Here is a 1344-nt window from a genome sequence, read left to right on the forward strand (position 1 = left end):
CAATAGGCACCAATAATGCCATCAATCGACCGATTAGTAACAGTCAAAACGTGGTTGTGACATTAAAGAATATTGGTAAGTTAAACTGGCTACCTTCAACCATGATCGACAATTATATTGTTGCATTACAAGGACAAAGTGTAAATGCCTCTAATGTCAATATACTTGGTGCCTTGAATGGTAGTAGTTGTTTAAACACTACAACCATTTCTCCTAATAATAGTTGTAATGTTGTCTTTCAAATTAATCATAATACCGATACTGGTAACTATGCGTTTTTAGTTTCTCCTGATAATAATCTTCAAACTTTACAACGGAATAATTTCTCCATTGCCGGAAGTCTAGGACAACTACAGTTTTTAAATAGTAATATGAATGAACTTACAAACCTTCCTCTTAATATTGGTGATGCAAGTAAGACGGTTAGCATAAAAAATATTGGCGAGACCGCCTTGAGTAATCTGAGTATATCTTTTCCAAATAATCTCACCATAGCCAATAACACTTGTAGTAGTAGCTTAAGCGCAGGTCAATCTTGCACGTTTGCCGCAAGTGTGGCTAATGCAGTAGGTAGTTTTAATGCTGTTATTTCAGTTACAGCAAATACCGCAGATAGTTCATCAGTAGCCTATGCGCTTTCGGTGAACGCTGTGGGTACTGATGTAACTATTTCAAGCATTAATAGTATCCCTCAACCCAATGTAGATACAACCATAACACAGGTTGAGTTAACGAATATCTCACCACTTAGCTGGCAGCCTAGTACAGTAGGAAGTAGTTATCAAATTATTGGCAACAATACAACTGGAATAAGCGTAGTAGATGCTGGTGTTGGTAGTTATTGTTTAAATGGCAATGCCGTTGCACAAAACGAAAGCTGTACCTTGGGTATTGCAGTGTCTGATGTTGCCCAAGTAGGCAATTATTCTTTACAGTTAAATTTAGCAAATAATTTAGCTGAAGTGGTAACGCAAGGGTTTAGCATTACCTCAAGTTTAGGCTATGCGACATTTTCCCCCTCTACCATTACGCTAGCAAAAAGCAGTGCGCCAGAGCCTGAATTCTTAACTATTACCAATGTAGGGGATTTAGATATTACTAATTTTTATGTTGATGAAACAGCATTGAATTCTGTAGGAATCGTAATACAAGATAGCTCTTGTGGTAATCTGGCAAACACCATTACCTTACAAAGTGGTGCTACTTGTGATCTAGAAATACTGGCCAATAATGCGGTTGTCGATGGTACATATCAACTTACCGTCTATGGGGATAGTCAAACCCTTGAAAATAACGGCGCGATGTTGCCTGTAACTATTGAAGATGTTGCTGTTGGGATTTCTG

Annotated in this window: 1 protein-coding gene; it reads left to right on the plus strand. The window is 37.9% G+C overall.

Annotated features, from left to right (window positions below):
* On the plus strand, positions 1 to 1344 hold a 1344-nt coding region (locus tag DNK85_RS10800; RefSeq protein ID WP_162896694.1), incomplete at both ends, for an autotransporter outer membrane beta-barrel domain-containing protein.

The sequence above is a fragment of the Cysteiniphilum halobium genome, assembly GCF_003574425.1.
In the GTDB taxonomy this organism is placed as follows: domain Bacteria; phylum Pseudomonadota; class Gammaproteobacteria; order Francisellales; family Francisellaceae; genus Caedibacter; species Caedibacter halobius.